Origin of the sequence: Ornithinibacter sp., from assembly GCF_035443565.1 — a bacterium.
GTDB lineage: Bacteria > Actinomycetota > Actinomycetes > Actinomycetales > Dermatophilaceae > Fodinibacter.
In genome coordinates this window covers 1-2,448 of record NZ_DAORSO010000240.1, presented here as the reverse complement: position 1 = coordinate 2,448, position 2,448 = coordinate 1, and the positions used below count along the sequence as shown (strand labels likewise).

Genomic DNA, 2,448 nt, shown 5'->3' with positions numbered 1-2,448 from the left:
GGATCCCGGCCGAGCTGACCACCGACAGCGCCAGCCCCCAGGCGGCCTTGGGCCCGTTGACCTGATGCTCGGGTCGGTTCTTCAGGTCGGCGAGCGCCCACGCCCGAAGCCCCGCGTCGACGACGGCCACCGTGACCACCACGGCCCGCGAGGCGGGGGACATCTCGTTCCATCGGGTTCGCTGCATCAGCACACCATTCCTTCCTGATCTATCCGGCGGGTCCGGAGTCAGGCCTCGTCGCGGCAGACGTGGAAACGCTCGAGCGTGGCCTCGCCGAACTGGAGGTCGGCCCACCGGCCCGAGTAGTGGAGCACCGCGACCGCTGACGTCGGATATCCCTCGGCCATCTTGCGGTGGCCCTCCACGCTGCCCTCACCGTCGCACAGCAGTTCGGCCAAGGACGGGATGCCGGGCGCGTGCCCGACGACCATCAGCACGTCGGCGTCCTCGTCGGCCTCGCGGATCACCTCGAGCAGGCGCTGCGGCGACGCGAGGTAGATGCGCCGGTCCAGGTGCACCTCGCCCTCCGGGCAGCCACTGGACCACACGCCCTCGGTGGTCTGCTGGGTGCGCTCGGAGGTCGAGCACAGCACCTCGTCGATCCCGATGCCCTGCTCGATCAACCACCGGCCCGCGGCCGCGGCATCTCGACGACCGCGCGCGGTGAGCTCGCGTTCGTGGTCGTTGTCCCAGTTCTGCTGCTCGGCCTTCGAGTGGCGAAGGAGGACGAGGGTTCGGTCCTGCGCTGCACGGGTCATGCACAGATCATGCACCCATCCGCCCGGACGTGTCCCAAGGTCTACCCGAGGTCCGCCCACGCAGCCGCCACGCGGCGGCTAGGTTGACGACAGACGTGCGGAGCCGTTCCGCCGCCGCAGAAAGGATCTCCGTGTCCGCACTCGACGACATCCTCGGCGCCCTTCCGGCCGACGCCATCTCCCAACAGGTCGGCGCCTCCCCCGACGACGTTCGCGCCGCAGCGGCCGCCGTGCTGCCGGCACTGCTGGGTGGTCTGCAGGCCAACGCCAGCGACCCCTCCGGCGCCGACTCTATCCTCGAGGCCCTCGGCCAGCACCAGGACGACCTGCTGAGCGGCGGTGCCGACCTCTCCGCGATCAACGAGAGCGACGGTCAGGCCATCACCAACCACATCTTCGGCGACCGCGAGGAGGACGTCGTCAACCGGCTCGGCGAGGTGCCCGCGATGGGTGGCTCGGGCATGGGCGGGGCGCTCGTCAAGAAACTGCTGCCCATCCTCGCGCCGATGGTTTTGTCCTGGCTGGCCAAGCAGGTGCTGGGCGGTGCTGGCGGCGGCGGTGGGGGCCTGGGCGGAGGCGGTGCCGCTCCGCAGCGGACCGACACCGCCCCCAGCCTGCCGGGCTCCACGGGTGGCGCGGCCGGCGGCCCGGGCTCCCTCGACGACATGCTGCGTGACGTCCTCGGCGGCGCGACGGGCGGTGCCGCGACGGCCCCATCGGGTGGCGGCGCTGCTGCCCCCGGTGGCCTGGACGCCGGGAGCATCATCGGCGACATCCTCGGCGGGATGCTGGGCGGCGGCCGCCGCTGATCGGTGAGCCGCGTCAGGCCGACGGGCTCGATGCTGGCGACGTGGTGCGGATGAGGTGGTCGAACGCCGACAACGCGGCGCCCGCACCCGAGCCGGCGGCAGCGACGATCTGCTTCCACGGCGCGGTCGTGCAGTCACCTGCGGCGAACACCCCGGGGATGCCGGTTGCCCCCCGCGCGTCGACGACCACCTCGCCGTGGGGTGTCAGCTCGACGACCCCGTCGAGCCACTCGGTCGTCGGCAGCAGGCCGATCTGCACGAAGACCCCGTCGACGTCGAGCACGCTCGACGCGCCGCCAGCACGCGGGGCGTGCCGCAGACCGATGACCTTCGACCCGTCGCCGACGACCTCGGTCGTGGCGGTACCGACCAGGACGTCGACCTTGGCCAGGGAGTGCACCTTGCGCTGGAGCACCTCGTCGGCCTTCAGCTCGTCGGCGAACTCCACGAGGGTGACGTGGGCGACCACACCAGCGAGATCGATGGCCGCCTCCACCCCGGAGTTGCCACCCCCGATGACCGCGACCTTCTTCCCGGCGAACAGGGGCCCGTCGCAGTGCGGGCAGAACGTGACACCGCGGTTGCGGTACTCGTCCTCACCGGGGATGTCGAGGGTGCGCCACCGAGCCCCGCTCGCCGCCACGACCGCCCGGGCCCGCAGCACCGCACCCGAGGCCAGGTGCACCTCGTGCAACTCTGACTCCTGCGATGCCGGGACGAGCCGAACCGCGACCTGACCGGTCATGACCTCGACGCCGAGGCCACGGACCTGGCGCTCGAGGTCAGCGGCCATCCGCGGCCCTTCGGTGTGCTCCACCGAGGGGTAGTTCTCGATCGCCATCGTGTCGAGCAGCTGCCCACCGAAACGCTCGGCGAGCAG

At 71.7% G+C, this 2,448-nt stretch carries 4 protein-coding genes; 1 reads left to right on the top strand and 3 read right to left on the bottom strand.

Annotated elements, in window-relative coordinates:
* Positions 1 to 187 (bottom strand): hypothetical protein (locus PLL68_RS13905; RefSeq protein WP_324535077.1); only part of this gene is annotated, 187 nt, incomplete at its 3' end.
* A 41-nt stretch (positions 188 to 228) separates the two neighbouring features.
* Positions 229 to 759: a SixA phosphatase family protein gene (locus PLL68_RS13900; RefSeq protein WP_324535075.1), complete on the bottom strand. Its 531-nt coding sequence runs from the start codon at positions 757 to 759 to the stop codon at positions 229 to 231.
* Positions 760 to 890: 131 nt separating this feature from the next.
* On the opposite strand from PLL68_RS13900, the gene PLL68_RS13895 reads away from it, so the two are divergent.
* A complete protein-coding gene (locus PLL68_RS13895) occupies positions 891 to 1,568 on the top strand; it encodes a DUF937 domain-containing protein (protein ID WP_324535073.1) in 678 nt (225 codons plus the stop codon).
* Positions 1,569 to 1,581: 13 nt separating this feature from the next.
* Here PLL68_RS13895 and PLL68_RS13890 read toward each other — a convergent pair.
* Positions 1,582 to 2,448: FAD-dependent oxidoreductase (locus PLL68_RS13890; protein WP_324535071.1), on the bottom strand; the 867-nt coding region annotated here is incomplete at its 5' end.

Bases quoted from the DNA above. Each gene is read 5' to 3' on its own strand.
- PLL68_RS13900 (WP_324535075.1), bottom strand. From the start codon at position 759: ATGACCCGTGCAGCGCAGGACCGAACCCTCGTCCTCCTTCGCCACTCG.